The sequence below is a fragment of the Acidisoma sp. C75 genome, assembly GCF_054665095.1.
The window spans coordinates 1-24,534 of the sequence record NZ_BAAFHD010000012.1; the positions used below are offsets into that span (position 1 = coordinate 1).

Below are 24,534 nucleotides of genomic sequence, written 5' to 3' on the forward strand. Positions count from 1 at the left end.
CCTGCTGCCCTGGAATTGGCGATCCGAAACTCAGGCAATCGCCGCCGCCTGACCTTCGGCAACGGCTCTCGCCGGACGGATACGCATCTCATGCGGCGTGATCTGAAGGAGCTCGATCATCCTGGACGCGCTGTAGGTATAGATCGGGGAGACCGTGCGGCCGTTAAACGTCACCGTGTGACGTGCAGCGGCGCGCCTGGCATTGGTGAGCAGACTGGATGAATGGCGTAGCAACTCACCCCGGTCCAGGTAATCAGGCGGCAGGATCAACCGGGCCCAAGTCTGAATCTCCTGCCAGAGAAGATGGGCAGGAAAGACCTGGGCGAGCTGGCAGGCGCCGAGATGGCCATAGAGATCGACGCCGACCGCACCCGCAGCATCGCCGCGCGGGACCATGCCTCCATGGCGCAGAGTGATGAGCAGGCGGATGTCCTCCAGCACGCCCCAGCACCAGTCCGGCACGCAGAAGGCACGCCGATTGCCAAGGCGCCGAGCCTCTGCCGCGCGCTGGGCACGCTCATGCGAAAGAAGATGGAGCCGCGCCTTGCGTTCCCGGCTCGCCACCCTGAATTGGCGGATCTCGCTCAGGGAATAGGGCAGAACTTCATTGGCAAACGCGTCAAAATCGTAGGTGAGGATCTCGCCGTTGCGTTCCTGTTGCCATAGCAGGCGTGCGGGCTCTCCGCTTTTGGTGTTGACGGTGCCGACTACGCGCAGCACGCGAGAGACATCCACCGCCTGGGGATCCGCTCCCCATTCCGCCAAGCGGCGGACAAGGGCACGGTTCACCGCAAGGGCGCGGCCAGCGGCAGGCCGCGGAATGGGATGCGACCAGAGCCATTTGAGGTAAAGGCCGCGGCCGGAGAAGACGATGATGGATGGCGGCGGGATCCCCTCATCGCGGCAGAACTGCCGGATTGCTATGGCCTGCGCGCCGACGTTGAGGGCACCAGCGCCAACTTTGTAGATATCGAGATCCACATAGGCATGGGTGAGCCAGGCGAGATGGAGGGCGCGCCGGCAGGGCGCATCGAACAGGCCCTGGGACATATAGGTATCGACGTTTGTTCGCGCGTGCCGGAGCACGAAGTCCATTTGATGGAGACGATATGGCCGCTGTCGCATAGCCCCGTCGGGCTCCCGGGTGTTCAAGGTCCACCAAGAGGAGCCCGACCTCGGAAGGACGCGCGGTTCGAAGGGGTCGACGAAGGGCAGGTTGTCCTGCCCCCGGAGGAGAGCGCGCATAGCGGACGCTCTTAGCGGGCGTCGTGCTCAGCCTTTCGGGCGCGCTCCCAGGCCTCCAAGTCTTCGATGGACCAGGCAACGGCACGCATGCCGAGCCGCACGGGCTTCGGAAAGCGGCCTTTGGCGATCCAGTCATACAGGGTGCTGACCGGCAGGCCGTAGCGTTCGCAAACAGCAGGGCGGCGGAGGAATTTGGTCATTATCAGGCCTTCTCGAATCGGGTTGGAAGGCCTTGGAAGATTCCGTCACGACCGGGACGTGGCGCTGGAGCTTTGTAAATGTCCTTTTCGAAAGCGCGACTTAGCTGCCTGACTAGAGCGCAAGCCGGGCGTCAATGGGATAAAAAGGCAGATCCCATCTCTTTAGGCAAAGTCTAGGGAATTTCCGTGGAAGCAATCTGCCATCTCCTTGTTGAAAACGGCCAGATATCCTGGCCTTTACGCTGATCTCGACCTTGCGCAAGGTCGTTCTGAAGATAGAGTGAGCGGCGTGCGATGGGCTTCGCCACGGTGCGCCGAGAAGCGGTTCACGCCGGACAGGCTTCGTCGCAGACGCGTCGCTTGGCTGCCGGCGATCGATTTGGCTCAGAAATTTCCCTGCCCGATTCCTGTGCGTGGCTCCTGTGGCTCAATTCAAGTCTCTGGATCGAAGGTGGTGGTGAATGCCGGCTGTCGGGCGGTGGGTATTGGCGATCGGCGCCGGATCTTCCTGGGCGTCCCGGCGGCGGATGAAGCTCTGGCTGATCTGGTTCGTCTTCAGCCTCATGGGTGCGGCTCTTTGCCAGATCCTGGTGGATCTTCATTTACCTTGGCTTGGATACTTCACGCCCGATTTCGCGCGTGCGCAGCTTCTGAACAAGTTCGGCATGCTCATTCCCTTCGAAGGGATACCCCACGTCCGGGCCCTTCTCGCGGCGCTCGATGCCCATCCGCAGGCCGTGTTTGGCTTCTTTATCCTCGGCGGTCTCGGCACGCTCGCCTTCCGAGGACGCTGCCATGATCGGTTTCTGGCTTCTTTCAACGACGATGTGCTGACGCGGATCAGCGATCAGTCCCGACCGGACAAGGACAGCGCCGCGGTTTTGCAATTCGTCGAGCTCCGCTGGACGATTCCGCCGGCTGGACCGCGCCACGAGACCTGGCAGGCGCTCCAAGCCTGGTGCGAAGATCATGCCGAGGCTGTCGGCCGGCGCGGGGGATCGCGTGCGCCCCTTTCGATGGGGGTGCTCACCGGGCGCTCGGGCTCCGGCAAAAGCCGGATGGCCTATGAACTGGCGCGGCACCTGGCGGGGTGGGATCGCACGAAGGAAGTGTCACCTCTCGCCGCAGGCCTTCGATCTGTCGGCGTCTATCTACGGCATGCGCTCCCCGGCCTCAGGCGCCGGAGGGACGACCCGTGGGGTGTCGCTTTGCTGATCCCGCCTGCGGGCACCACGCCCAAGCACTTCAGCAAGATCCTTGCTGGATGGTGGCCACGCCGTCCGACGATGCTGTTGCTGGATGATCCCTTGCCGCAGAGGACAAACGCCTTGTGGGAAGCGTTGCACGAGGCGCACGCGCAGCGCGCCTTCCGCCATGCTGTCTGCCTGCTGGTCACCAATCAAACGGTTCCTGCCGATAGTGGGCTGCAATACGATCCCTTGAGCGGATGCTGGAGCCAGGAAGAGGTGCCGGCCGTTCCGCAGCCGTTTTGCCTCGCGGCAGAAAGCTGGTTTATGCCGCAAGAGACGGTCGAGATCGCCTTTGCCACAGGGCGCATCCTGGGCAAATCGATCGCGGTTGAGCGCGATGTGCGGGAGCATCTCTACCGGATCACCGAAGGTAACCCGCTTTTGGTGGAGCTTGCAGTTGAATGGATTGCCGAGCGGGATGGCGCTTCTTGCCGGCTGGAGGGCCTGACGGCGGAAGCCCTCACCCTTGCCCGCGCGAAGCGTATTCTCGATGCGCTCAAGCACCGCGAAGTCATTGATTCCAGCAAATTGGCTGCCCTGGCCCTTTCCACCCTTATCGGCGGCGGGGCGGAGGAGCAGATCTATAGGGAACTCAAAGGCAGCTTCGAAGTCCTCAAGACCCTGCCCAGCTATCCGGAGTTGAAGGCCTGCTTCCCGACCGATCCTCTGTTGCCGGGCTATGCGATGGTCATTCCACCGATCCGCCCGGATCTTGTGGGAGATGCTTTCATCGATTGCGTCCTGCCGACTATCGGTCCGGATCGCGCCAAAAGCCTCGCCGAGGCCGGGTTCAGGATGAAGCCGGCCTATATGCTGCGCAATCTGCGCCGTGCGCGGCCAGAGTCTTCAGCGATGACGCGGGCGCTGCGCGAGATCGATCCGGCCGCCATTCCGGGGGCGGACCCCGTGGAGCTTGCCTTGGGCTTCGCGGATGTCGCGGCCATCTGCCAGCCGGCGGATCGTCCGCTCTCCACCGCCGAAAGCCGGGCAGCGTCTTGCGCATCCGCTCTTGCGCTGATCTCCAAGCTGAGCCCTGCCGATCGGCACCGCTTCTGCGAAGGCTTCGCCCGTTTGTGTGACATTCCGGCCGGCCAGCGGCAGGACCGTCAGTTGCGGGTCGAGATCGTCATGCAGATCATGCTGGAAGCGGCGCGGGAGGCGGAGGTGGTACCGCCCGCACACTGGATCGCGCTCTTCACGGTTCTCGACGGTCGCGCCATCGGAAGCTTGCGCGGAACGGAAGACCTTGTGCGCTCGGCTGAGGCTGTGGCGGATGAAGCCCAGGCGGATGCCTTGGCGGAAGCCGCATGGCTCATGGGGGCAGACTGGCGGGCGGATCTGGCACCGCTCTTCCGGGCTTTGTCGGACAACGCTGCGCGTACCGGGCAAGCGGTCCGCGCTTCACGGTTCGCCGCCATGGCGGAGAGTGCAAGGCCGGAACAGGCGAGAGAGGCCGCGGCAGCGGCGGCGTCCGTCGCCTCTCGCTTTCCGGATGATCCTGGGGTTCAGTTGGAAGCCGCCAGGGCGCGCAAATACGAAGCTCATGCCCGGGGCCAAGTCTCGGCTGGCGCCAGTGCCTTGCAAGCCCGGGCAGCCGCGGAATCTGTGGCCGCTGTCGCCGTACGCTTCGAGGATGAGCCGCTGTTTCAAGCGGAAGCCTGTGAGGCATACAGATATGAGGCTTTGGCTTGGGCACAGGTTCCGGGCGGCGCGAGCGCCCGAGAGGCGCGAGCGGCGGCGGATGCTGCTGCTTCCATCGCCAGTCGCTTTCCCGACGATGCCCCGGTCAATCGCGAAGCCGCTGAAGCACGTAAATGCGAGACCTATGCCTGGTGCCAAGTGCCAAACGGTGCAGGGGTTTCGGAAGCGCGCGCAGCGGCCGATACTGCTGCTGCCATCGCCAGTCGCTTTCCCGGCGACGTCCGGATCAATCGCGAAGCCGCACAAGCCCGCCGTTTCGAGGGCTATGCCTGGAGCGAAGTGCGAAACGGTGCTGGGGTTTCGGAGGCGCGCACCGCGGCCGATACTGTTGCTGCCATAGCCAGCCGGTTTCCCGACGATGTGCCGATCAATCGCGTAGCCACTGACGCGCGCAGATTCGAGGCCTATGCCTGGGGCCAAGTGCCAAACGGTGCAGGGGTTTCGGAAGCGCGAGCGGCGGCCGATACTGCTGCTGCCATCGCCAGTCGGTTTCCCGACGATGCCCCGATCAATCGCGAAGCCGCTAAAGCCCGCAGATTCGAGGGCTATGCCTGGGGCCAAGTGCGAAACGGTGCTGGGGTTTCGGAGGCGCGCACCGCGGCCGATACTGTTGCTGCCATCGCCAGTCGCTTTCCCGACGATGCCCCGACCAATCGCGAGGCCGCTGAGGCGCGCAAATACGAGGCCTATGCCCGGTCCCGAGAGCCAAACGGTACCGGGGCTTCAGAAGCACGCGCAGCGGCTGATGCGACTGCCGCCATCGCCAGTCGCTTTCCCGACGATGCGCCGAACAATAAGGAAGCCGCTGAGGCGCGCAGACACGAGGCCTATGCTTGGTCCCAACGTTCAGGGGGGAGCAGGGCTTCGGGGGCGCGCACCGCGGCCGATACTGTTGCTGCTATCGCCAGTCGCTTTCCTGACAATGCTCCGATCAATCGCGAGGCCGCTGTCGCCCGCAGACACGAGGCCTATGCCTGGTGCCAGGTGCCAAACGGTGCCGGGGCTTCGGAAGCGCGCGCAGCGATCAATGCCGTTCTCGCCATCGCCGCCCAGTTTCCGCATGATGCTGTAATTCAGGATCAGGCAAGAGAAGCGCGTCAACTGCTCGCGGAGATCGAGACATGACAGAGCCTGTGCCCGCGCTTCGCCCGGCATCCACACTGCGGCTTGATGTGGCATCCGCCAGGTTTCTGACCTGGCTGCCGCTGCCCATCTCAGCCGCAAGCCCGATCTTGGATGCGATCGGGCTGGCCCGCGGTGCGCCCCTGCCGGGCCAGGTGCTGCACGCGGCTTCCGCCGCTTTGCCCTTCTCTCCAGGCTGCGATCTCACGGCGATCCGCTTCGCCGGAGAAACGTATGACATCTTTGCCCTCACCCGCGCGGGCACTTTGCTCGACCACGGCGAGCTCGACGGCACCAACGAGCCGATCTACCATCAGAACGAACGCCAGGCGCCGCTGCTGACGCCGGAGACCGCGCCGCTCTACGCTCGCTTCTTCTTTCATTTCGTGCGCGGCCGATTGGGGCATTTCGTTATTGTGGAGCGCGTGGAGGACCTGCCCTGGGCACCGGATGCGCCTCAAGCCATGCGGGATGAGGCGGCGGATCTGCTCATCCCGCTCACCTATCTCGGCATCGACGCCGGCGGCTGCATCCGCCTTACCTCGACCGTCCTCTTCAAAAACGCGCTCTTTCGCACCGGCATCGCGATCGCAACCCGCCCGCTGCGGCGCGAGATCGATGAAGAAGCCGTCGACATGACGATCGGGCAGTTGGCGCTCGAAAACGAAACCCTTCTGCTTGAAGGCTTGGACGTGATGCAGGATCAAACCGCTGATGAATGACGCCACACCGGATTTTGCCGAGGAACATGCTGGCCGGCTCGAAAAGCCCGTTGGCTGGCAGGAAATTCCGGCGGATGCGCCGGTCATGGAAGAATTCATTCGGCGCATCTTTGGCCCCTATGCCGCGGGCATAGGCGCGGCCGACATTACGGTCAGGCTTTGGGTCAAGCGCAGCCCCTGCCATGTCGGCCTGCTCATCCTGCGCATCGCCATAGATGATGGCTGGCCGGTTTTCGCCCTGATGCGGGATGAAGCCGTGCAGCGGATCGACGGCAGCGAAGGCGATCTCTATGCGGTCAATCTCCATCGGCGCCCCGCGCTCGGCACGGTTGACGAAGCACGCGCCTATCTCCGCCTCTATCTCGATATCAGCCGGGGCGACAAAGGCTGGTTTCTTGTGGAGGAGCCCGTCGATCTCATCTGGCAAGAGGAGACGATAGCCGCGGAGGCGCGCGCGGCCGTGGAAGCCCATTTGCAACCGATTAGCATCGGCGAGCCGGATGCACATGGCCGCAGAGCCTGCACGGCGATGGTGCAAGCGAAGGGACGGATCCTTCTGCGCAAGCTCATCCTCTGGCCGGATGGTCTCGTCATCACCCGGGGGGAGGAGCCGGTGTGCGCCGAGCCGCTGCTGGCGTTGCCCCCTCCCCTCAGGCCCTTCATGAGCCTTTTCTCCGAGGTACTCGCGGGCATCGTGCCGGAGGAGATGGCGCAGGAGGATCGGCATGAGGCCAACGCCGAAGCGCCCGCAGAGAGCGCCGCGCATCCGGCCGCACCGCCGCGCAAACTTGCCGATGTCTTCAAGCTCGTCGCCGGGATCTTGTTGAAGGAGGCCGTCCGCACCGGCTTCCGGCCACGGGGGCGGAAGGTCGCCAAGCCGGGGGAAGCCTTCGCCGAGTATCTGCGCGTCTATCGGCCGACCATCGCGATCGAAACGCCCTATGGAGAGTTGCGCCAGGATTTTGCGGAAATCATTGCAGAGATCTGCGGCCTGCCGCTCAACCGCGCTCTGCAATCGGCCGCCGCGCCTCCGCAGCGCGTCATGCTGTCGGATCCCTCGGTCATGCTGCTGACCGAGGCGAGCTTCGGCCAGATGTCCGAAGGTGCGGCACCCGATACCGCGCTCGCGCTGGAGCCGATCGTCCACGGGCCGCATATCGGCCTCTTCGTCGTCGGCCGCATCGCAGCACTCGATCAGAGCGCGCGGGATGTGATCGATCTGCGCCTCACGGTCGGCCGTCTTTCGGAGGATCAGTTCTGGGAATGCGCCCGCGCGCTGTTCGGCAGCAAGGCGCGGCGGCGAGACGGCATGCAGGACTGGATGCGCTATGTGCTGCCGCGCGATATCGCGCGCGCCGCCACCGCAACCAGCGAGATCGGGCCCTTCCTCGCGGAACTGCAGGATACGGTCTCGCGCCGCCTCGCCCATTACACCGAGGCCGGCGGCCCTACGCTTGCCGATCTGCACGGCATGGGCGAGGCACGGTTCCGTATGGAGGAGCTGGCAACAGACATCGCGGCCGCCCTTCGCGGTGACATCGACTGGGACAAGGTGGATCGCGGCTACCTGCTGGTGGGGCCGCCCGGCACGGGCAAAACCACGCTGGTGCGCGCGCTGGCCCGCGAATGCGGCATTCGCTTCGTCCTCGCCTCGGCCAGTGTCTGGCAGGAAGGCACCTCGCTCGGGCCCCATATCCAGAACATCCGCGCGAGCTTCCGCGAAGCACGGCTTTATGCGCCGGCCATTCTCTTCATCGACGAGCTCGACAGTATCGGCCGGCGCGGCCATGTGGAGGAACGCAACAGCCAGTATCAGACGGTGGTGATCAACACGCTCCTGGAAGAGATGCAGGGTTTCCAGGGCCGCGAGGGCGTCATCGTCATCGGCGCCACCAATAATCCGGAGGAGATCGATCCGGCGCTGCGGAGACCGGGCCGGCTCGATCGCATCGTCGAGCTGGGCTATCCGAATGTCGCGGCGCTGAGCGAGATCTACGCCTATTACCTTGCGAAGGCGGCGGCTGAGGGCTTCTCGGCGGATGGCGTGGATGTGGCGCAGCTCGCCCGGATGACCTTCGGGCGCACCGGCTCGCATGTCGAACTCTATGTCCGGGGTGCTATCCGCCGCGCCCGGCGCGCGGGGCGGCAGAGACTGACGGATGCCGATCTGCAAGCCGAAATCACCAATCGCCCGCCCGATGGCTTGCAGGTGATGCTGGCGCCCGATGCCATGCGGCGCGTTGCGGTGCATGAGGCCGGGCACGCCCTTACCATGATCAGCGGGCCGCGCGGGGCCGCGGGGCTGACCTGGATTTCCATCACGCCGCGGGCCAACGGCTCGCTCGGCTTCGTCGCGCAGATGCCGGATGAGAGTGTCTTTTCAACCCATGAGGAGTTGGAGGAGAGCATCCGCGTGATCCTTGGCGGCCGTGCCGCGGAGGAGCTGGTATTCGGCCGCGCCGCCATCACCACCGGTGCGGGCGGCAGCGAGGGCAGCGATCTGGCGATCGCCAGCCGCCTCGCGCTGCGCATGCTCACGCAATTCGGCTTCTCGGAGGCAAGCGGCCTGCTGTGGCTCGATTGGCAGAGCGATGGCAAGCCGCGCGCCATGACGGCGGAAGCCATCCGAAACCTGCCGCTGGGCGACGAGATTCTGCACGAAGCCCGCCGCACGCTCGACCGGCTGTATGGCGAGACGCTGGAGCGCCTGCGTGCGCACCAGACAGCGCTGATGCGCGTCGTCGATCTCCTCATCGCCCGGCAGGACGTGCCGCCGGAGGAGGTAGCCGCCGCAATGGCGGAAGGCGGCGACTGACCCGCCTGAGGAACGGCCCCAAAGCAGGAGCCCGCAGGCCGGTCAAAACTCCTGATCGAGAAGCTCGCCAAGGTTCCGCGCCTGCATGACATCGGCAAGCGTGCCAAGGATATCGGCCACCTGGGTATAGAACCGCTGCATCAGCATCAGCTGGCGATGCCCCGTCTCACCGATGATGGCGCCGCCGCTTCTGCGGGCAATCGCATCAAGCTCGTCATACTCCTGCTTCCAATGCTCGGCCCACCGGCCCCAATCCACCGGCTTCCAGACCTTGACATCATCGATGACCCAAAGCCTCACACGTTGCAGAAACCGGTCTCCCTCTTGTTGGCTGGTGCGCCAGATCTCGCTCAGCTCGAACATGCAATTCGCCGACCGCAAGTATTTCTCGCTCATGAAAACGAAAATCAGATCGCCAGCGCCGAGTTTCCGCATGAATGCCGAAATACGGTCTCCCTGACGCATGACATTCTTGTCGCGCAGTATCTGGCGGCCTTTCGCCTCGGCTGCGCGGCAAAACTCGTCCACGACCGCTTCACGATTTTGCCCCTCTGGGGTTTTGTCGCCCCAGCCGTAAGACACATACCATTCAGGCATTGAGGACTTCTCCTGACCAATGGAAAGCGTGCTGTCTTTCTCCGATACAATCGGAGATGACGATCGATCGATATGCGTCGGCCGCATCGCGAGGCGGTTCTGGACGCGCTCGATCAGCGTCATCAGCTTCTGCAGGGCCTCAGCCGCCCGGCCGCCCTGGGTGCGGACCCGAATGGAGCCCGACCATGCGCCATCGGCTAGATGTTCCTCCACCATGAAGCGACTCTGAGTGTCTGCCTCGAACCCGCGCAAGCCGCCGCGCCAATAGAGCGCTCTTTCGCCTGCCAGCTCTCCGATCTCCGCCAGGATCGATCGGATCAGGCCGCCATGCAGCAAGGCGTAATGGAACTCGGCCTTTTCGCCGGCCGCATCCTCGGCCCAACCGATTGCCGCGTCGATCAAAACATCCTGCTTATCAGGCAATAAATCCGGCGCGACATAGATCGCATCGCCATCATCCAAGCGCCGCTGCTGAAAGCAGATCCCGCAGGAGCGCATGGCGCTGATAAAGAGTTCCTGTTCTTCCTCTTTGTAGTTCTGCCACACCAGGCATCCCAGCAAATACCGAGTGAACCGCCCATCCTGCGCGCGCAGTTGGCGATAGACATTCTTGCGATCGAAGACGGCATAGATCGCTTCCAGCAGCCAGCCCTGATCCAGCACGATGCGATCTTCGAAGAAGCCGGGCCGGTAGAACACCGCCCCGCTGGCATCTAGATAGGCGAGAAACTGTGACGGAGAGGAAATGCCGCCGGCCTGCGTGCAGATGGCTTCGAATGTCTCCTGCTCCAGGAAGCGGCGGCGCTGTTCGGGCGGCAAAGCCATATCGGCTTGCCGCATCGTCTCCAATGCGCGGATGACCCGCATGCGCCCCGCGCCGATTTCCGGAAGGCCAAGACGCTCCGGGTTGCGCAGCCAGGCAATCGCGTCCTGAAGCGCATCTTCCAGCGCGCCGCGGCCGCGCCCGGTCTTCGGGCTGACATGAAGCGTCTTCCAATACGGCAAAGCGTCCAGCGCCTCAGGCGGAACCGACAGATGTCTCTGCTCGTCCTCATAGTGGTCGCACTTTGATTGCACGATCAAGCAAGGGCTGAGCGGATTGCCCTGGTTTCGCGCAACATCAACCCAATAGGCCAGCGGATGATTGCGGAAGGTGATGCCCTCATGTTCATAGGTATCGCGATTTTCGCGATCTTTCGCCCAAACGGGCATCACGATGGCCGGGCCATGCAGGAAGAGGGCATGCGTGCCGTGATAGATATCCTGCCCCCCGAAATCCCATATCTGCAGACGGAGCCTGGCCGCAACGCTGCCCGGTTCGGTAGCTTGGACGATCCGAATACCGTGGGTCGAGTTCGAGTGTGGATCGAACTCCGCGCCGTTCAGCCAACCCGCGATCTGTGTTTTGCCGGCACCGCCATTGCCGAGGAGCATTAGCTTGATGTCTGTTATAGACTCCTTGCCCGCGGCAAAATCCGCGTAGTGGGCACGCACCGCCTCCAGGCAGTTTGCTCCTCGCGACTTGGACAGGATGTTGCTATCCGATCCCATTATATGGCTGCCAAACAGGTACAACTTTTCAAGAGACGGCTTACTCCATATCGCCTCAGGCAATTCCAGCAACCGGCAATACGAGCAGTCGAGCCTTTGCAGCGCTTTCAAACCGGAGAGCGGGCTAAGGTCGCTCACGGCGGTGTGCGAGCATTTGAGCGACGTCAGTGCCGTCAAGCTAGAGAGCGGGCTGAGATCGCTCACAGCGGTGGATGAGCAACTGAGCGACCTCAGCACCGTCAAGCCGGAGAGCGGTCCGAGATCGCTCACGGAGGTGAACGAGCAATCGAGGTTGGTCAGCACCATCAAGCCGGAGAGCGAGCCGAGATCGCTTACGGAGGTGAACGAGCAATCGAGGTTGGTCAGCGCCGTCAAGCCGGACAGCGGGCTGAGATCGTCGACGGAGGTGGACGAGCAACTGAGCGACGTCAGCGCCGTCAAGCCGGACAGCGGGCTGAGATTGTCGACAGAGGTGTCCGCGCAGTTAAGCGACGTCAGCGCCGTCAAGCCGGAGAGCGGGCTGAGATCGCTCACGGAGGTGAACGAGCAGTCGAGATAGGTCAACGCCGTCAAGCCAGCGAGCGGGCTGAGATTACTGACAGCGGTGGACAAGCAGTCGAGATAGGTCAGCGCCGTCAAGCCGGAGAGCGGGCTGAGATTGTCGACAGAGGTGTCCGCGCAGTTAAGCGACCTCAGCGCCGTCAAGCCGGAGAGCAAACCGAGATCGCTCACGGATGTGTTCCAGCAGTCGAGCGACGTCAGCGCGGTCAAGCCGGAGAGTGGGCTGAGGTCGCTCACGGCGGTGCGCGAGCAGTCGAGCGACGTCAGCGCCGTCAAGCCGGAGAGCGGGCTCAGATCGGTTACGGCGGTCCCCGCACAGTCGAGTGCGTGCAAGTGCTGCAAAGCCCGCGCAAAATCGAGAGACTTGAGATCGGTCCAAGGAATGAACAGCCCTTCCAAATCCGACAGTTCGCTGAGCCGGTGCCGGCAGAAATTGATCCTGTTCAGGCGAACCCCATCTAGATGAGTATCAGCTGTGCCAAAGCCAAGCACCCGCAGATGGCGCAGCCCGAAGACCTCATCGGGCAGGGATTCGAGCTTCAGATCCCGCAGGTCGAGCGTGCCGGTTCGCCGCTCTGCCTCTTCCGCGATCCGCGCCCGTGCCTCCGCCAAATCATCGTCGAACGCTGCCATCGCTGTCTGCCGCTCCTCGGCTGGGCGCAGTTCCCTGCGGATGCGCTATGGTCAGTCGGCTTTACGGCATGTCAAGCGCGGCGACCGGTTGAGCCCTTTTAAGCGCAGGTTCATTTCGCTCCGATGACGTCCGGTAGGGCCATGCGCGGCGGGGGGAAGAAGGCGGAGTTCGGCCGGTCAGCCGGCGCGGCTGCGCACAGCCGCTCGCGGAGCGCGACGAGATCGGCCGTTCCGCCGGCCCCACGACCAGCCTCACCATCCCACACGGCGAGCAGCGTATCAGACCGCTCGACGATATAGCGGCCCGCCCGCTCATACTGCGCGGCGCGCAGGCCTCGTGCTGCATCGGCGGGGGTCGTGTTGCCATGCCGGCTCATCGCGCTGCACCGCACGGCGCCGAGCGGCATTTCAACATAGAATTCGGCCTTGGCGACGAGACGGCGGAAGGTCTCGTCCCAGCTAGGCGCGGTGGATGGCCGCGCGGCGCGGCCTTCGGCTGCCGCGCTGAAATCCTCGCGGTAAATCTCGTAAGGCAAGGGCAGAATCGCGATCCAGGGCAGGTGAAGCTCTTCCGCCACTTCGGCGGCCCAGCTATCGGCGCCGGTCGCCAGCGCCGTCAACAGAACGGCGCCCGGATACGCGCTCTGAAGGCCGCTCAGCTTTTCTTTCAACCGCGCGCGCACGCGTGCCTCGTCCATCCGGGGGGCGGTTGCCGCATCCTCTTCGGCATCGCGCGCATCGGGCAGGCGGTGGCCGATGATGCCAATGAGATGCGCCTTCACGAAGCGCTTGCCGACGGCATGAAGGGCTGCCGGCAGCACCTCAATCAGCCTCTCGTCGATCTGTTGTTCCGCCCGCCCGAGCGCGGACCAATCCCGCAGATCGGGATGGATGCGCAGCGCATCACATCGAATGTCACCCTGCCGCCAGCCTTCCGAAATCCGCTCCGCCTGATAGCGTTGATGTTCCACCTGGGCGAGAAGCTGCTTCTCCGCCTCGCTGAAAGGGACATCGGGCAGGTCCGCGCCCGCGGGCAGCGGCGAGATCCGGTAGCCGGCTGCCCGCGCCTTCACCGCGATATGGTCATAGCTCAACATGTTCGAGGAGCGGAAAGCCGGTTCGAGATCAGACCAGGGGACTGCCGCCGGGCGGTTCTGGCGGTGTGGCCGCATCATGGCCTCATAAGCCTCCTGGATCGCGCGGCCCCCCGCATCCCGGTCCTGCGCGATGATCCAATCATGATGCAGCAATTCCTCCGTCTTGCCGAAACCGAAGATCGCGTCTGGCACCTCCAGCCGGCGCATCTCCCCGGCCGGGCCATCATGCGGCGAACGCACGAGGCTGCCGAGCCCGCCCCAATGGTCGATCGGCACGAAGATCGGCGCGTTGCGGTGCGTCTCCATCCAGGCCTGATCGGCGCCGGCCGGCGGCTCCAGCAGCCAGCGGCGCAAGGAAAGCGCCTGCGCCACCATCCATTCGGGTTCGTTCAGCGTGATGATATGAGCAGTCACCCGATCCGGCACCACCTGTCGGACGGTCTCGCTATCCAGCCCGCCGGGATGCAGCCGGGCTGTGCGCAGCTCGATCGCGATGATCTTTTCGATTTCGGGCTCGTCCGCCAGAAAGGCGGCCTTGGCGGCATCGGGTGCCTGATCGATGATGGTCAGCCGCAGCTTCGGCTGCGGGCCCGCGATCGATGCGCGGGTGACATAATAGCGTGCCGCCTCCTTGGCGATGGCGCGGCCGAGATTGCCGAAACCGTAGATGGCGAGATGGATCTGCGCCTGGCCGAGCGCATCGGCCCACAGGTCCAGCCGGTGCTTGTGCAGCATCTGCCGCGCCGCCAGGGAATGGAGATCGAAAAAGCGCAGCCGCAGCGCCTGATGCTGGAATCGCAGGGAACCATCCAGCCGCTGGCGCAAGCCGCGCTGCGTCATCATCATCCAGAAGTCCTGTCGTTTCACCTCCCTCTCGCGCAGCCATTGATCGAGCGCCTGGGCGAAGCCGACCTGATCATCCGCCTGGGCCAGGAAGGAGACGTGATGCCGGGCGCGCAGCAGCAGAGAAGCCTTCACGCCGTGCGGCGTCGGATACCAGCGATGTGGCCAGAGATAGCCGTCCTGTGCCGGCAGGAGGGTGAAGACCGCGATGCGCTCGTGGTCGCAGAGATCGAGAAGGGCGAGGCTGGGCGCGGGGTCGAAGATCACCGGCAGTTCGCGCCCCCGGGCGCGGCGGAGCGAGCGGGCGAAGGCGAGGCTTTGCGGTGTCAGGCCGAAGATCGCGGTCGGCGTCTTGCGGCCGAGGCCGACGAGCACGATGGCGCGCAGACGCAGGCAATCGGAGGCGGCGCGGCCGGTGATGAGTTCGGTGAGGCCGAGAACGGAGACGAGTGGCGCGATGACGGCGAGGAGCTTGAAGAGAAGCGGCGGCGGGGGGGTGGCGGTGGAATCAAAGGCCCAGGAGCCGTTGGCGGTGAAGAGGCCGATGGCGCGATAGCTATCCTGGATGAAGCCGCGCGTGCCCTGATCGGTGATGCGGAGCGAGACGAGGGCGAGGAGAAAGACCACGCAAAAGCTGATCAAAAAAAGAAGGGCACCGCGCCGCTTGATCGTTCCGTCCATCCCGCTGTCCCTTCATGTGGCGTCGCGCGTGGGCTCAAGCGCCGTCGCGCCGCGCGATGGCGGCGGCGAGGCGTCGCTCCACCTCGGCTGGTATCGAGGCGTCCTTCGGAGCCAGCCGGCCCGTATCCCGCAGCGCCTCAGCAATGGCGAGGGCTTCCGCCAGCAATTTTGGCGCTTCGTCTGGGCTCACCTCGGCGATCCTGACCTTGGAACTGATGAGATCGCGCTGCCACTCGGTATTGCCTGGGTCGACCTTGGCCAGGCGCTGCGCGATCTCCATGTCGGCAGAGTAGGCGGAGAGCGCACCGGGCAGGTCCCCCTGAGCTTTCTTCACGTCGCCGATCTTGTTGTGGCTGACGGAGAGATCCCGCTGCCAAACGGTATTGCCTGGATCGATCGCGGCCAGGCGCTGGCGGATAGCCATGGCGGCAGAGTAGGCGGAGAGCGCGCCGGGCAAGTCGTCCTGAGCTTTCTTCACATCGCCGATGTTTTCGTGGCTGACGGAGAGATCCCGCTGCCATTCGGTGTTGCCTGGATCGATCTTGGCCAGGCGCTGCGTGATCTCCATGGCGGCGGAATAGTCGGAGAGCGCGCCGGGCAGGTCGCCTTGGGCTTGCTTTACAGCGCCGATTCTGTCGTGGCTGGCGACGAGACCCTTCTGCCACTGGGTATCGCCTGGGTCGATTGCGGCCAGGCGCTGCGCGATCTCCATGGCGGCAGAGTAGGCGGAGAGCGCGCCGGGCAGGTCGCCCTGCGCTTGCTTCACCTCGCCGATCTTGATGTGGCTGACGGAGAGATCCCACTGCCACTCGGCATTGCCTTCGTCGATCGCGACCAGCCGTTGGCGGATAGCCATGGCGGCAGAGTAGGCGAAGAGCGCGCCGGGCAAGTCACCCTGGGCTTGCTTCACACCGCCGATTCTCTCATGGCTGACGGCGAGATTCGGCTGCCATTCGGTATTTTCGGCGTCTGTCTCGACAAGGTGGTGAGCGATTGCCCGCGCCTCGGCATAGGCCGCCAAGGCGCCACGGGTATCCCCAAGCCTCTGCAAAATATCGCCCCGGAAGATGCGAGGCGCCACGCGCCACGAGGCGCCGGCAGGCCCGGCCGCATCGGCGAGACAAGCTGTGACATCCCACCAGGCCAGCGCCGAAGCCCAGCGATAAAGGGCTTCCTCAGCCTTCGCCATATCCCAGGCCCGTGACAGAACGGCTATCGGGTCCTCCACCCCCGCCAGGTCCCGCGCCAGCGCATCCGGCTGCCGGGTTGCCAGCAGTGGCGGCAATTCCGCCATGGTGAAACTATCGGGCTGGGGCGCATCGGGCTCTTCGGCCTCCGACACAAAACGCGCCCAGAGATAGCCCCGCAACACTTCGGCGCCGCCCTTCGGCCCGCCGATCACCACCATGAACCGGCTGCCCGGTCCATCCTCCGCCGAAGGATCGATCAACCAATCCCGCAGGGTTTGATGAAAGGGCGTGATCCCCTCCGGCTGCCAGCGGAACAGGCTGCCCAGCCTCTCCCGCATGGCCACCGTTTCCAAAGGGCTCCAACCCAAGGCCCCGGCCAGCACCTCCTCGGGCATCGGCAGACGGGCCGCGAGCAGCACGCCGAGCGCCGCGCGCACCGGCTCGTAATCCACCCCGCGCGGAAACTGCCGGTCGAACCATTGATGATACAAAGCGAAGAGCCCGCGCGGCAGATGCGCCTCGGTCGCAGGGTCAATCCGCCCGGCCGCCACGGCCTGGCGGAGCGCCGCCAGATAGGCAAAATTCCCTTCCGATGCCGCGACGATCCGCGCGATCAGCTCCGGCCTGTCCGCGCCGAGCCAGGCCTGAACATAGACGCCTAAATCGGCCGCATTCTCCGCCGCTGCCGTGCCGATGTTGAATTGCGCGCGATGAGCGAAGAGCGGATGCAGCGGTGCCTCGGGCCGTCCGGTCACCAACAGCGCCATCCAGTCCGGCAGGTGCCTCGCCTCCTCCGCGAGCAGCCGCGCCAGGTCGCTATCAAGCAGCGTGCCGCCGCGCGGCACCGTCTCGTCCAGCCCGTCCACCACCACCAGCAGAGGGTCCGCGCTGCGGCCGCCATCGATATGCGCGTGGTGCAGCGGCTGGATGATCAGCGCATCGAACTGATCCGCCGGGCTGCGCAGGGAGAAGGCCGCGCCGTTCGGGTCCTGACCCTCCAGCCAGCGCAGCAGTTCCGCCCGGTATTCGGGCACGCGCATGGCGATCTGGAAGGCGAGCGTGCGGATCACGGCGGGCGGATCGTTGCGGCGGCTGCGGCCGAAGCGACAGAGATTGATGGCGATGACATGCCCGGCATGACGCTGCGCGAGCCAGGCGGCAAATGCGCTCTTGCCCTGCCCCGGCTCGCCAACCAGCCAGGCCGGCTGCGTGCGCTCCCGGCTGCGCCGCCAGGCATCCACCCGCTCCAGCAACCATTCGCGGCCGACGAAGTGGCGCAGGAGCGGCGGGATATCGGCGCCCTGCGGCGCCGGGTCGAGCACCTGTTCCAGATGGCGGATCTCTGCGGCGTAGCGCTGGTTCTCCGGCTTGTTCAGGATGTCGAGGATCTCGCTGAGGCGCGCCTGATACCAAACCTCGAAGGCCGCGGGGTCCGCCGCCTCGCGCGCGGCCCAATCCGCCATGTCTACCCTCTGGATATCCCCGATGGTCGGCGGCGCGGTGATCCGCTCCACTGGTTCGACAAGCACGGTAGAGACCCCACCTCCGCGCATGGAGAGCGCGATCGCCACCTCGTCGAGGCAGACGCCGGTCTCCCGCGTCGAATGCTGGGAGAGGAAGGCAAGCACCCAATCGGCCTTGCGCACCGCCGTCACGATGCGTTCTCGCCAGGCATCCCCCGCATTGATGCCGATATCCTTGCCCTTCAGCCCGGTATCGCGCCAGGCGGTATGCCCATGCGCCTGCAAATCCGCCTGGATGCGGTCCACCAGCGGCGTGTTCTGATCGTGTCCGTAACTGATGAAGACATGCATCGGCGCACCTGCTTTACGAAAACCGACCCACTCTAGCTGCGGCATGAGATTAGTCTGTAGCTTTCATGCGAACCGGAATCCACCACGGAGAGGACGGGCATTAGATTTGTTGGATCGATCAATGCGTATCCGACCAGATATCTGTCCCGAGGTGGAAGATCAGGGGGCTGATGCACCAGATCCAGTTCTACAACATTGCGGCCGTTATAGATCGTAGAGCCGCCGGTGACATAGGTCGCCCACACTTGGCCATCCGTCTTCTTGACAACAGCGGTATCGGCGCCATCAGCAAATTCCGTTGAAATGTATTCCGGGAGAAGAATGTTCAAGTCTTGGATAACGGAGACTGTTGAAAAGAGGGGTTTGACCTTTTGCGCCTTCGCCGTTAGGGCTGCCGTGAAGGCGGGGTCATTTTCTGGATCAACACGCTTGGTGAGGTCAATCAGCGTGTCTGCCGCATTGTAATCCAGGACCTGGCCGCGATGGGTGATCAGATACTGCGAAAGCGTGACAGACTGCCCGGGCGCGTCGATCGGCGTCGATTTGATGACAACCCTCAGATTCCGACCCAGAGGATAGACAGACACTTGATCCACATCGCTCTCAGCGGCCCGCACGACTGCAGCAGAGTTGAATTGATAGCGACATGTCACAGGTGCCGTATAGGAAAGCCTCGTGTTGGGCACGTTCGGATCGACCTGCATGCTATTGTAGGCGGAAAGATCTTGCGAGTTGAGCATTGTCTGCCAACCATTATTTGTGGATGCCATGCATCCTGGCAGAGCAAGACAGCCCAGCAGTAACAGGCGAGTGGTGTCCACGGCATCTTATCCTTTCAACGGATGTTTAGCTGCGATTGTTTGCAGCATCAATCTATGGCTTAAGCCTTTACTGCACCACAAGTCCGCCCTCATTGCGGCAAGTCGAAAGATCCATCTTTAGCTGTGCGCCGTTGGCCAGAACACACTGGACTTGGTTTGGTGCGGATACGCGTGCGGCTGCTGGAGAGGCGGTAGAGGACGTAGGCACGACCGTTTCGGGCGCCACCCTCCGGTTCTCAGACCTTTGTATTTCTACAGCATTAACCGTCAATTTGCTCAATAGTCCACCATCGAGAAAACCGGTTTCAGGTAGGCCTTTCTTGTGCTGATACTCTTTGATGGAGGCGCGGGTAGAGGGACCGAAAACACCATCCAAAGGGCCGCTGTAGACACCATTGTAGGTCAGACCCTGTTGAACTGCACGACGCTGCCGATAATTCAGTCCTAGAGCTGTTTCCTGAGCCTGCGCCTGCTCTAAGGTCGTTTCTGGCGCGGAAGCCTTCGGACTGACCGTCACTGGGGGCAGTGGTGCCGCTTCGGTCGGCGCCGCTGAAGGTGGCTGGGCAACGGAGGTGCCGAGGATGGCCGGGAGTTTGCCCTCCTTCTTTTTGGACACCTCTGCGGCAGTATTGCCCGGAGGTGGCGACGCCACGACCACCGGTGGAAGAGGAGCAACCGCGGCCGGGGCTCGTGATTTTGTACCGCTTCCCTCAATAAAATAGATACTACATCCTCCGACGATGAGACATAAGCCCATCCCTGCTGCGATAAGCTTAGATTGACGTCCGAAACGGTTCGGTGGTGGACCTGACGCCTCTGGCTGCGATTGACCGACAGATTCAGAACTTTCTTTGTAATCTGATCGATCGCTGGGTTGAGTCGGAGTCGGATTGTTCGGCAAATTGCGTTTCACGACGTCAACGAGGCGGGCAAGATGCGCTTCGACCGGATGCGTAAGCGCATCGAGCCAGTGCATCGTGCCGATGTAAAAGGCAAGCCCTCCGTCTGGCTTTACATCCTCGATGCGGAAGGGCACGATCTGGATACTAGAGTCGAGTGCCAGATTCACTTCTCGCTCTACCATAGTCGACTTATTCGCATGGCCCGAGAAGACTAATACCAACATTTGGCTCTGCCGTATGGCAGCATCGATCTGCGCTGCCCAGGACACTTGGCCCCCGGGTAATACATCCCGTGGAGCAATCCAGCAGCGTATCCGATTTGATTCTAATATGTTCACAGCAGCGTCTGCAATCAGCTTGTCTGGGGTCGCATATGAAACGAAAATATCATGTGCCATCAGACATACGCCCGCTTTTCTGGAGACTGTTCTCCCGACCATTCTATGGCGATGCACCGACTTTTGTCAGCAGGAGACGAACCGCGTAAGCACACACAGGACTGTATAGAGGCACTGATCCCGAGCGTGTGAGTTAAGGCACGAGCCAGTTCATTGTTGCCGTGAAGCGCTGGCTTTCCAGCATGATTGACGCCGGAAGATATCTCGTGCGCGGGGGGCTGGATCTGAGCGAGATCGTGTCGACCTACGCCGACTCCCGTGGCTTCCCGACGTATGATCCGGCAATGATGGTGTGGCATATCCTCTCGGCGCTTGGTAGGCGAGGCTGCTGTGAGGATGAACCTTGTTGCAGGCCTCGAACCATTCGCCGATAGCCGCCAGAACCGTACGGGCATCCTAAATGGGGTTGATCCGGGCATGGAGTTGCGGGTCATCGATTTTCCGCACAAGCCGCGATTTGTAACGGGTTGCTATGCATGCTAAGCGGTTTTCCGCAATGGCGCCGAGATTCACCACACCCCGCATCTTCAAGGAACGCATTGTCCCGGAGGGGGCAAGCCTCGCCGGCTATGCGGCGCTCGTGCATGCGCTGGGCGTTGATGTCCCGTTGCGGTCGATCGCCTGCGTCTCTCTGGCCGCGGTACGGGAAGGGCGCCGGGCGTTGGATGGCCTTGTTCTCTTCGATCACCGCTATCGCCCGCAGGATGAGATCGGGGCGCATCTTGTCTTCGCGCTCCGCCATGAAGAGCCTGATCTCAGAGCGCTCAAGCGCATCTTCGATACTGTGCCGGAGGCCGATATCGCGCTTCTTGTCCGCCAGTCGCCGACTGGGGCCTGGGCGCGAAGGGTGTGGTTCTTTTTCGAGTGGCTGACCGGCCGGCGGCTTGACCTGCCGGATGCGACCGCCGGCAATTACGTCGAAGCGCTGAGCCCGGACACCTGCTTCGTGGTGGCTTCGGTGAATTCGCCCCGCCATCGGGTGCGGGACAATCTGCCGGGCGTTCCCGGCTTCTGCCCCGTGATCCGCCGGACTCAGGCTCTCGCAAGCTTCGCGGCCGTGGGGCTGGCGGAGCGCGCTGCGGCGATCGCGCAGGGTGCGGATCGGCGGGTTCTTGCCAGAGCCGCGAGTTTCCTGCTGCTCGCCGATAGCCAAGCGAGCTTCCGCATCGAAGGCGAAACGCCCCCGCGCAATCGGGTCGAGCGCTGGGGTCGCGCCGTGATGCAGGCTGGGCAGCGGCCGCTCTCCGTGCCGGAATTGGAGCGCCTCCAGTCCGTTCTGGTGGAGGATGCGCGGCACATCAGGCCAGGGCTACGAACGGAGGGCGTCTTTCTTGGTGACCGCGATCCGGATGGCATGCCGGTGCCGGAGCTGATCGGTGCGCGACCAACCGATCTCGCCGCTCTCATGGATGGCATGATCGCCGCCAATGCGCGGATGACGAGCGGCGGCCTGGACCCTGTGCTTCAGGCGGCTGCCATCGCTTATGGTTTCGTGACCGCGCATCCTTTTGAGGATGGAAACGGGCGGCTGCATCGCTTTCTCATCCACCACGTGCTAGCCGAGCGTGGTTTTTCTCCGCCCGGTATCCTCTTCCCCGTCTCAACCGCGATCCTGGCGGAGATCGATACCTACGCAAGTCTGCTGCGGGAGCGCTCAGCACCACTGATGGATCACATCGATTGGCGGCCCACGGCGGCCGGCAATGTCGAGGTGCTGAACGACACGCGTGATCTCTACGCGCTGTTCGATGTGACCGATTTTGCCGAATTCCTCTATGCCTGCGTCGCGCGGACGGTCGAGCAGGATCTGCCACGCGAGATTGGGGAAATCGAAGCGTACGACCGGGCCCGCCAAGGGCTTGCCGCCCTTTTCGAAATGGCCGATCAGCGGATCTCGCTGCTCATCCGGTTTATCCGCCAAAACGGCGGCCGTCTCTCCAAGGCGCGGCGCGAGAAAGACTTCGCGAGCCTGCGCGATGATGAGGTAGAGGCGGCTGAACGCATTGTGGCTGAAGCCTATCGGGCACCGAACGCAGAAGGCTGAGCCTTGCGCTCCCGGCTCAAGATCCGATGGATCTGCTTGGTGCTCAGGTTCCATTCCTGCGCCAACTGCTTGACCGTGCCGTAGCGGCCGTCTGCCTCGGCGTAAGCCGCCAGGATCTCAGCGTCTCGCGCAGCATGGGTGCGGGCAGCGGCACTGGCGCGGGTCGCCCGGATGCTGCGCAGCCGCAGCTTGAGCTTACGCAGCCGCAATTCAAGCTTGGCGATCTTCTCCTCGAGCGCCGCTTCTTCGGCCGTGCTCATGGGTCAGGCTGCGGCCTCGGTCGCTTCCGCTGTGCAGTGTTGGCCCCAAGCTTCGGCCAGCTGGAAGCGCTTCTGCAAAAGGTCTCCACGCTGATAGGCCTTCACCACCTTGTCCGAGATCGTGTGCGCGAGCGCCATCTCGACCACCTCTGCGGGAAACTCGGTCTGTTCCGTTGCCCAGTCCTTGAAGGAGGAGCGGAAACCGTGGGCGGTGATCTCTGCGCGCCCCATACGCTTGAGGAGCTGAAGGAAGGCCATGTTGGAGAGCGGCCGGTTCGGACGATGGCCGGGAAAGACGAACTCCGACTCGGCTCGCTTGCGCATCTCGCGAACGAGGGCGAGCGCGGCCGCAGAGAGCGCCACGCGATGCTCGCGCTTCGCTTTCATCCGTTCTGGAGGGATTGTCCAGATCCGCTTATCCCCGTCGAACTCCTCCCAGCGCGCGCCGATGATCTCGCCCGTGCGTGCGGCCGTCAGGATCTGGAACTCCAGACCCTTGGCGGCGGTGCCCGGTTGCTGGCGCAGCGCCGCGATGAAAGCAGCGATCTCGGCATAGGGAAGTGCCGGATGATGGCGAACCTGCTGGACTTTCGCCCTCGCAGGCAAGAGCTTGTCTAGATGGCCGCGCCAGCGGGCCGGGTTCTCGCCTTCCCGAAAGCCGCGCACCTTCGCCCAGTCGAGGATCGACTCGAGGCGGCCGCGCAGCCGACTGGCGGTCTCGCTCTTGCTCGCCCAGATCGGCCGCAGCACGGTCATCACCGCCTCGGTGTCAATATCGCGAACCGGCGTCCCACCGATCAGCGGCGAGGCATAGGTCTTGATCGTGCTCGACCACTGCTCGGCATGCTTCACGTTCCGCCAGGAGGGGCGATGCGCCGCCACATAGGCGTCAGCACATTCATCAAAGCTCATCGACGGAGGCGGGCCGGCTTTCGCACGCTTCGCTTGCCGCGCCGCGATGGGGTCTATACCGTCGAACAACATCCGGCGGTACTCCTGTACCAGAGCCCGTGCTTCGGCCAACGGCACGAGGGATACCGGACCCAGCCCCATCTCCCGCGCCCGGCCATGTCGCTGATAGCGGAAGATCCAGGAGCGACCCCCGGCCCCCGTTACCTGCAGGTAGAGACCACCGCCATCCGGGTGATATCCTGGCTCCCGGATCGTGGCGACCGACCGCGCCGACAGCCTTAAAGCCAACCTTCCGCCCAACTCGCTTACCCTCGTCTCTACCCACAGTCTTGACCTAGAACAGGGTATATTGTGTTGGAACCGGTTGGAATAGAGAAGCCGAAATTATTGTTTTCAAATAGGGTTTTATGGGTGCTTTCGGATTGTGTTGGAAACTATGTAGGCGGACACCCTCTCCGCCAGTTCAGTCCCTGAGTGGGCACTGAGTTTGCAGCGCTCCTCGTCATTCCCCCTTGCGGCCCGTTCTCGGCGACACCGCGAGGCCCAGGAACACCATTACCGCCTGGTTGAGCCGGACCACGTCCTCATCGTCGAGCCGCCCGACCCGCTCGCCAATTTTGGATTTCGGGACGGTGGTGACCTTGTCCACCATCAGCCGGGAGGGAGAGCGCAGGCCGTTGCATTCGTTCGGCTCCACCGAGAGCCGGAACAGGGGGGCCTCGGTCGGGTCCGTGGTGAAGGCGCAGATCGTGATCGAGTCCGTCGGGTCAAAGGCATCGTCTTGAATGATGACGACGGGGCGAGGCTTGCCCGCATAATCCTTACCGCCGGAGACGGTCCAAACCTCGCCCCGCCTCATTCATCGTCCCAGTCGGACACCGCGTCGATGAACGCCTGATCCTCGGCCGCATGGGCGCTTGCCGCCACAGCCAGCGATTGCCGGTGCGCCTCCGCCCGGAAGGACGAGGCGCGCACGTCCGGCACCCAAATCTGGATCGGCCGCAGACCCTGGGCGCGCAGCCGGTCACGATGCTCCTGCACCTTCACCCGTGTTGGCTTCGCGCCTCTTGCCTGCGCCATGACCGGGCCTCCGAATTAGTTACATGTAACCTACCATAAACCACTCGGAATAGGAAGTGGATTCGATCCGGTAGTTCGGCTCCCCCGCTTTTCAC

At 63.6% G+C, this 24,534-nt stretch carries 15 protein-coding genes; 4 read left to right on the top strand and 11 right to left on the bottom strand.

Going from position 1 to position 24,534, the window contains the following annotated elements; translation table 11 throughout:
• Positions 1–30 precede the first annotated feature (30 nt).
• Positions 31–1,245, bottom strand: coding sequence for a hypothetical protein (locus ACYQ7X_RS15435; protein ID WP_459697959.1), 1,215 nt, complete (start codon positions 1,243–1,245; stop codon positions 31–33).
• Positions 1,246–1,256: 11 nt separating this feature from the next.
• Entirely contained in the window at positions 1,257–1,445 is a 189-nt protein-coding gene (locus ACYQ7X_RS15440; RefSeq protein ID WP_459697960.1) for a helix-turn-helix transcriptional regulator, read from the bottom strand.
• Between the two features lie 461 nt (positions 1,446–1,906).
• On the opposite strand from ACYQ7X_RS15440, the gene ACYQ7X_RS15445 reads away from it, so the two are divergent.
• Genes ACYQ7X_RS15445 through ACYQ7X_RS15455 form a run of 3 tightly spaced genes read left to right on the top strand, consistent with a single transcriptional unit; the run spans position 1,907 to position 9,055 of the window.
• On the top strand, positions 1,907–5,521 hold the full coding sequence (locus ACYQ7X_RS15445; RefSeq protein WP_459697961.1) for a hypothetical protein: 3,615 nt from the start codon (positions 1,907–1,909) through the stop codon (positions 5,519–5,521).
• Positions 5,518–6,240, top strand: coding sequence for a hypothetical protein (locus ACYQ7X_RS15450; RefSeq protein ID WP_459697962.1), 723 nt, complete (start codon positions 5,518–5,520; stop codon positions 6,238–6,240). The genes ACYQ7X_RS15445 and ACYQ7X_RS15450 overlap by 4 nt, the downstream gene beginning before the upstream one ends.
• Positions 6,233–9,055 carry an AAA family ATPase gene (locus ACYQ7X_RS15455; protein WP_459697963.1) on the top strand — a complete coding sequence of 941 codons (2,823 nt, stop codon included), beginning with the start codon at positions 6,233–6,235 and terminating at the stop codon, positions 9,053–9,055. Before ACYQ7X_RS15450 ends, ACYQ7X_RS15455 begins: the two co-directional genes overlap by 8 nt.
• A gap of 42 nt (positions 9,056–9,097) precedes the next feature.
• Here the strand turns inward: ACYQ7X_RS15455 and ACYQ7X_RS15460 are convergent, their stop codons facing one another.
• The 5 genes from ACYQ7X_RS15460 to ACYQ7X_RS15480 all read right to left on the bottom strand — a co-directional run bounded on the left by ACYQ7X_RS15460 (position 9,098) and on the right by ACYQ7X_RS15480 (position 20,185).
• Positions 9,098–12,397 (bottom strand): leucine-rich repeat domain-containing protein, encoded by a 3,300-nt coding sequence (locus ACYQ7X_RS15460; protein ID WP_459697964.1) that lies wholly within the window; start codon positions 12,395–12,397, stop codon positions 9,098–9,100.
• A 110-nt stretch (positions 12,398–12,507) separates the two neighbouring features.
• Positions 12,508–14,964, bottom strand: coding sequence for a hypothetical protein (locus tag ACYQ7X_RS15465; RefSeq protein ID WP_459697965.1), 2,457 nt, complete (start codon positions 14,962–14,964; stop codon positions 12,508–12,510).
• An 88-nt stretch (positions 14,965–15,052) separates the two neighbouring features.
• Positions 15,053–18,022, bottom strand: a complete 2,970-nt coding sequence (locus ACYQ7X_RS15470; RefSeq protein WP_459697966.1) for a P-loop domain-containing protein — start codon at positions 18,020–18,022, stop codon at positions 15,053–15,055.
• A gap of 32 nt (positions 18,023–18,054) precedes the next feature.
• Positions 18,055–18,843 (bottom strand): hypothetical protein, encoded by a 789-nt coding sequence (locus ACYQ7X_RS15475; RefSeq protein ID WP_459697967.1) that lies wholly within the window; start codon positions 18,841–18,843, stop codon positions 18,055–18,057.
• A 67-nt stretch (positions 18,844–18,910) separates the two neighbouring features.
• Positions 18,911–20,185, bottom strand: coding sequence for a TIR domain-containing protein (locus ACYQ7X_RS15480; RefSeq protein WP_459697968.1), 1,275 nt, complete (start codon positions 20,183–20,185; stop codon positions 18,911–18,913).
• A gap of 454 nt (positions 20,186–20,639) precedes the next feature.
• On the opposite strand from ACYQ7X_RS15480, the gene ACYQ7X_RS15485 reads away from it, so the two are divergent.
• Positions 20,640–22,187, top strand: coding sequence for a Fic family protein (locus ACYQ7X_RS15485; protein ID WP_459697969.1), 1,548 nt, complete (start codon positions 20,640–20,642; stop codon positions 22,185–22,187).
• Here ACYQ7X_RS15485 and ACYQ7X_RS15490 read toward each other — a convergent pair.
• From ACYQ7X_RS15490 to ACYQ7X_RS15505, 4 genes are all read right to left on the bottom strand, one after another.
• Positions 22,160–22,447 (bottom strand): hypothetical protein, encoded by a 288-nt coding sequence (locus ACYQ7X_RS15490; protein ID WP_459697970.1) that lies wholly within the window; start codon positions 22,445–22,447, stop codon positions 22,160–22,162. The two genes, ACYQ7X_RS15485 and ACYQ7X_RS15490, sit on opposite strands and share 28 nt — an antisense overlap.
• A 3-nt stretch (positions 22,448–22,450) precedes the next feature.
• The gene (locus ACYQ7X_RS15495) at positions 22,451–23,659 is read right to left on the bottom strand and encodes a tyrosine-type recombinase/integrase (RefSeq protein WP_459697971.1); all 1,209 of its coding nucleotides are present in this window, start codon (positions 23,657–23,659) and stop codon (positions 22,451–22,453) included.
• A 202-nt stretch (positions 23,660–23,861) separates the two neighbouring features.
• Positions 23,862–24,218, bottom strand: coding sequence for a type II toxin-antitoxin system PemK/MazF family toxin (locus ACYQ7X_RS15500; protein ID WP_459697972.1), 357 nt, complete (start codon positions 24,216–24,218; stop codon positions 23,862–23,864).
• The gene (locus ACYQ7X_RS15505; protein ID WP_459697973.1) at positions 24,215–24,439 is read right to left on the bottom strand and encodes an antitoxin MazE family protein; all 225 of its coding nucleotides are present in this window, start codon (positions 24,437–24,439) and stop codon (positions 24,215–24,217) included. The genes ACYQ7X_RS15500 and ACYQ7X_RS15505 overlap by 4 nt, the downstream gene beginning before the upstream one ends.
• Positions 24,440–24,534: the final 95 nt, after the last annotated feature.

Bases quoted from the DNA above. Each gene is read 5' to 3' on its own strand.
- ACYQ7X_RS15505 (WP_459697973.1), bottom strand. From the start codon at position 24,439: ATGGCGCAGGCAAGAGGCGCGAAGCCAACACGGGTGAAGGTGCAGGAG.
- ACYQ7X_RS15480 (WP_459697968.1), bottom strand. From the start codon at position 20,185: ATGGTCGGGAGAACAGTCTCCAGAAAAGCGGGCGTATGTCTGATGGCA.
- ACYQ7X_RS15485 (WP_459697969.1), top strand. From the start codon at position 20,640: ATGGCGCCGAGATTCACCACACCCCGCATCTTCAAGGAACGCATTGTC.
- ACYQ7X_RS15455 (WP_459697963.1), top strand. From the start codon at position 6,233: ATGAATGACGCCACACCGGATTTTGCCGAGGAACATGCTGGCCGGCTC.
- ACYQ7X_RS15470 (WP_459697966.1), bottom strand. From the start codon at position 18,022: ATGCATGTCTTCATCAGTTACGGACACGATCAGAACACGCCGCTGGTG.
- ACYQ7X_RS15490 (WP_459697970.1), bottom strand. From the start codon at position 22,447: ATGAGCACGGCCGAAGAAGCGGCGCTCGAGGAGAAGATCGCCAAGCTT.
- ACYQ7X_RS15500 (WP_459697972.1), bottom strand. From the start codon at position 24,218: ATGAGGCGGGGCGAGGTTTGGACCGTCTCCGGCGGTAAGGATTATGCG.
- ACYQ7X_RS15460 (WP_459697964.1), bottom strand. From the start codon at position 12,397: ATGGCAGCGTTCGACGATGATTTGGCGGAGGCACGGGCGCGGATCGCG.
- ACYQ7X_RS15440 (WP_459697960.1), bottom strand. From the start codon at position 1,445: ATGACCAAATTCCTCCGCCGCCCTGCTGTTTGCGAACGCTACGGCCTG.
- ACYQ7X_RS15445 (WP_459697961.1), top strand. From the start codon at position 1,907: ATGCCGGCTGTCGGGCGGTGGGTATTGGCGATCGGCGCCGGATCTTCC.
- ACYQ7X_RS15450 (WP_459697962.1), top strand. From the start codon at position 5,518: ATGACAGAGCCTGTGCCCGCGCTTCGCCCGGCATCCACACTGCGGCTT.
- ACYQ7X_RS15435 (WP_459697959.1), bottom strand. From the start codon at position 1,245: ATGCGCGCTCTCCTCCGGGGGCAGGACAACCTGCCCTTCGTCGACCCC.